This window comes from Arsukibacterium sp. (assembly GCF_041616895.1).
GTDB lineage: Bacteria > Pseudomonadota > Gammaproteobacteria > Enterobacterales > Alteromonadaceae > Alishewanella.
The window spans coordinates 1-4,705 of record NZ_JBFJPY010000149.1; the positions used below are offsets into that span (position 1 = coordinate 1).

The following is a 4,705-nucleotide window of genomic DNA, read 5'->3' on the forward strand; positions in this document are numbered from 1 at the left end:
CCTCGGCCGCTAATCTGCTGGCAGAAAATGTGGCTGCCAAGTCTATTATGGTTACCGGTAATACCGTTATTGATGCCTTATTACAGGTAGTGGATAAAATTACGGAAGACGAAAAACTAAGCAGCGCGTTCGCCAGCCAGTTTCCTTATGGTCAGAATGGTAGGCGTTTAATGCTGGTTACCGGCCATCGGCGTGAAAGTTTTGGCGATGGGTTTGAGCAAATATGTGCCGCCTTAGCTGAGCTGGCAAAAAGCTTTACCGATTGCGACATCGTTTATCCAGTGCATTTAAACCCTAATGTTCGCGAGCCGGTCTATCGTTTACTGAGCGATGTCAGCAATGTTCATTTAATACCACCGCAAGATTATCTGCCGTTTGTTTACCTGATGAGTAAGGCAACGATCGTACTGACCGATTCTGGCGGTATTCAGGAAGAAGCGCCATCGCTTGGCAAACCCGTGCTGGTGATGCGTGATACCACAGAGCGGCCGGAAGCCGTCAGTGCCGGCACTGTTAAGCTGGTTGGTACTAACCGCCAGAGAATTGTCGAGCAGGTCAGCCGTTTGCTTACCGACAGCGAGTACTATCAGGGTATGAGCTTTGCCCATAACCCGTATGGTGACGGTAAGGCCTGCCAGCGGATAGTTAGCGCGATAAAGCAACATATGGCGGCGAACAAATAACATTTTAACGTACTATACAGAGGTTTAACTCCATTGCGCAGCCATGTTATGCTGCGCTGTGTGGTTCACACTCTAAACAGCTAGCAGCCGGTAGAAGGATCAACAGAAATGGATTTTAGGCAGTTAATTAAAGAAAAAGCCGCAGGTTCCGCTGCGCCTCGCTGGCTGATAACCGGCTGTGCCGGCTTTATCGGCTCCAACTTATTGCAAACATTGCTAGAAGCAGATCAACAGGTGACCGGCTTGGATAATTTTGCCACCGGCCATCAACGCAATTTAGATGAAGTTCAACGCTTGGTAAGTGCGCAGCAATGGCAACGGTTTAGCTTTATTGAAGGCGATATCCGTAACCCTGAGCATTGCCAGCAGGCCGTTGCCGGGGTCGATTATGTGCTGCATCAGGCTGCACTGGGTTCAGTACCGCGCTCGCTGGCCGATCCGGTTACCACCAACGAAGTAAATATCAGTGGCTTCCTCAACATGCTGGTCGCGGCCCGTGACGCTGGCGTTAAACGTTTTGTTTATGCTGCGTCCAGTTCCACTTATGGCGATCATCCGGCCCTGCCTAAAGTAGAAGCTAATATTGGCAAGCCATTGTCTCCTTATGCTATCACCAAATATGTCAACGAACTGTACGCCGATGTGTTTAGCCGCAGTTATGGTTTTCATAGCATAGGGTTGCGGTATTTTAACGTATTCGGGCCGCGCCAGGACCCTGCTGGCGCTTATGCCGCGGTCATCCCAAAGTGGACTGCAGCCATGATTGCCGGTGACAAAGTGGTCATTAATGGCGACGGTGAAACCAGCCGCGATTTCTGTTTTATTGCCAATGCAGTGCAGGCTAACATTCGCGCGGCGCTGGCCGATATTCAACAAAGTGAAGTGTTTAACGTGGCCGTGGGTGACAGAACTACCCTGAATCAGTTATTTAGAGCCATCCAAACAGCACTTGCCAGCAACGGTATTGCCTACCCACATTGTCCGCAATACGCCGACTTCAGGCCGGGCGATGTGCGCCATTCGCAGGCCGATGTAAGTAAAGCACGTTTAATGCTGGGCTATTTACCCAGCCATACAATTAACGAAGGTATCGCCGTGGCGATGCCCTGGTACATTGCCCAGCCAGCAAAATAATGGCAAAAGGAAAGATATGACAGCGTTAACAGATGCAAAACTGGCCGTTATTGGCCTTGGTTATGTCGGGCTGCCTTTGGCGGTAGAATTTGGTAAGCACTATCAGACCCTGGGTTTTGATATAAACAAAGCCCGGGTAGCCGAGCTGCAAAACGGCACTGACCATACGCTGGAAGTCAGCAGTGAAGAACTGGCCACTGCCAGCAAGTTGCAGTTTAGCCATCAGTTGGATGACTTAAAAAGTGCCAATATTTATATTGTTACGGTGCCAACGCCAATTGACGAGCACCGCCGGCCTGATTTAACGCCACTAATAAAAGCATCCGAAACGCTGGGTAAAGTGATAAGCCAGGGCGATATCGTTATTTACGAATCAACCGTGTATCCCGGTGCGACCGAAGAAGATTGTATCCCGGTAATTGAACGGGTATCTGGCCTGAAATACAACGTCGATTTTTATGCCGGTTACAGCCCCGAGCGCATTAATCCGGGCGACAAAGAGCACCGGGTTACCACCATTAAAAAAGTCACCTCCGGCTCTACTACAGCTATTGCGGCAACGGTTGATGCGTTATACGCCAGCATTATTACTGCCGGCACCTATATGGCCAGCAGTATCAGAGTGGCCGAAGCCGCCAAAGTTATTGAAAATACCCAACGAGATCTGAACATAGCGCTAATTAACGAACTGGCCGTTATTTTTAATAAACTGGATATCGATACCGAAGAAGTATTACTGGCAGCGGGCACCAAATGGAACTTCCTGCCATTTCGACCAGGCCTGGTAGGCGGGCATTGTATCGGAGTCGACCCATACTACTTAACCCATAAAGCTCAATCCATTGGTTATCACCCGGAAGTTATCCTGGCAGGGCGACGCATCAACGACAGCATGGGCCGCTATGTGGTCAGTGAGCTGGTAAAGGCCATGGTGAAAAAACGTATCCATGTTGCCGGCGCCAAAGTATTGTTAATGGGCCTGACTTTCAAAGAAAACTGCCCCGATATCCGCAATACCAAAGTGATTGATATTATCAGTGAGCTAAAAGAATACGGCGTAACCGCTGACGTATACGACCCCTGGGTTGATGGAAAAGAAGCTGAGCATGAGTACGGCATTACCCCAATTACCAAGCCCGCCGCTGGCAGCTACGATGCTATAATTCTTGCTGTTGCCCACAAACAGTTCCGCGAAATGGGCGCTGCAGGTATCAAAGCGCTGGCCAAGCCGCAGCATATTTTATACGACCTCAAATACCTGCTCGACGCCGCCGACGCCGACTTAAGGCTGTAACCGCTTCGTAAAAACGTAAAAAGGGTCAGAGTGAATAATTTATTCACTCTGACCCTTTTTCTGGCCTGCCTTTGTTTCGTCTGCCAAATCTCATGTTGTATTTTTTAGTCAGGTAATGAATAAACCCTTCATTTGCTAAAGGATAACTGTGTTTAATCGCATCGCGGATCGACTTTAAGTCTTGATCAGGCAGGCCATCCTCAAACAGAGCACGGTAGTTCTGCTGACGCTTTGCTGGCGTTTCTGCCAAATTTAAATAGACCTGATGCGCAGTGACAATATTTATTTGTATACCTCTGGCGTTCGCATGATAACTTGACCAATGGTAATCAGCCGGGTGAGTGACCATTTTAGCCCGGACCGGGTTTAATTCAATATAACGCTGACAAGTCAAAAAGTACTGATCAGTTTCAACCAGACTATCCTTAAAGCGTCCATCCCATAGCGTACCAACCCGATGATAGCGTCTATTAAAATAGTGCACATAATCACGTCCCAGATTTTGCATTAAGCTTGAGATAACTCCATCCTTGCTTGCAGTCAGTAATAAGTGAACATGATTACTCATTAGCACAAAAGCATGTAATTGCACCTGATACGATATCAGGTAAGTCTCTAATATTGAGAGATAACAGGCCTTATCCGTTTCATCATAAAAACAGTTGCTCCGATTATGACCCCGCTGAACCACATGGTAGGGCATATTGGCAATAAGGTATCGTTTTCTGCGTGGCATATTAAAATAAAGTTAATTTGTGTTACATAAAAGATAGCAACAAATTCGCCGTTGGCAATTAAAAGGGTCAGAGTGATTTTTAAAATCACTCTGACCCTTTTTAGTTTGGTAAGATGCAGTCTTTGTTTGGAAATGTCTGGGGTGAGGCAAGCATGGGCGTGGCTAGGGCACAGAACAGCGTTAAAGGAATCGTGTTAGCAGGCGGCACTGGTAGCCGTTTGCATCCGATCACACGCGGTGTATCTAAGCAATTGTTGCCAATCTATGATAAGCCTATGATCTACTATCCAATATCAGTGCTGATGCTGTCGGGGATCCGTGACATCCTGATAATTACCACAGCGGAAGATCAGCCAGCCTTCAAGCGACTGCTGGGTAACGGTAACGATTTTGGTGTCAGTTTTAGCTATTGTATCCAGCCTTCATCTGATGGTATTGCTCAGGCTTTTCTGCTGGCTGAGGACTTTCTCGCGGGCAGTCCTGCCTGCTTGGTGTTAGGGGACAATATTTTTGTTGGCCATGGTTTTAGCCAGCAGCTGGAACAGGCATTGGCAAATATCCGGCAAAATTTAGCCACAGTTTTTGGTTACCGGGTCAGTAATCCGCAGCGCTACGGTGTGGCTGAAATGGATGATGCCGGTAAAGTATTGTCTTTAGAAGAGAAACCAACGCATCCGAAAAGTCATTATGCTGTTACCGGCTTGTATTTTTATCCTGCCGATGTCGTAGATAAAGCACGGCTACTCTCTCCCTCTGCTCGCGGGGAGCTTGAGATCACGGAGTTAAATCAGTTATACCTGCAACAACAACGATTAACGCTGACGTTACTGGGGCGTGGTTTTGCCTGGCTTGACACCG

At 47.9% G+C, this 4,705-nt stretch carries 5 protein-coding genes; 4 read left to right on the forward strand and 1 reads right to left on the reverse strand.

Going from position 1 to position 4,705, the window contains the following annotated elements; genetic code table 11:
* From wecB to tviB, 3 genes are all read left to right on the forward strand, one after another.
* Positions 1-683, forward strand: a 683-nt coding sequence (gene wecB, locus ABY802_RS15835) for a non-hydrolyzing UDP-N-acetylglucosamine 2-epimerase (protein WP_372628093.1), incomplete at its 5' end; no start/stop codon positions are given.
* A 108-nt stretch (positions 684-791) separates the two neighbouring features.
* Complete coding sequence (locus tag ABY802_RS15840) at positions 792-1,817, forward strand: SDR family oxidoreductase (protein WP_372628095.1); 1,026 nt, start codon at positions 792-794, stop codon at positions 1,815-1,817.
* A gap of 16 nt (positions 1,818-1,833) precedes the next feature.
* A complete protein-coding gene (gene tviB, locus ABY802_RS15845; protein WP_372628096.1) occupies positions 1,834-3,111 on the forward strand; it encodes a Vi polysaccharide biosynthesis UDP-N-acetylglucosamine C-6 dehydrogenase TviB in 1,278 nt (425 codons plus the stop codon).
* Positions 3,112-3,154: 43 nt separating this feature from the next.
* On the opposite strand, the gene ABY802_RS15850 is transcribed toward tviB, so the two are convergent.
* Complete coding sequence (locus ABY802_RS15850) at positions 3,155-3,847, reverse strand: transposase (RefSeq protein WP_372628097.1); 693 nt, start codon at positions 3,845-3,847, stop codon at positions 3,155-3,157.
* Positions 3,848-3,999: 152 nt separating this feature from the next.
* On the opposite strand from ABY802_RS15850, the gene ABY802_RS15855 reads away from it, so the two are divergent.
* Positions 4,000-4,705 (forward strand): sugar nucleotidyltransferase (locus tag ABY802_RS15855; RefSeq protein ID WP_372628098.1); only part of this gene is annotated, 706 nt, incomplete at its 3' end.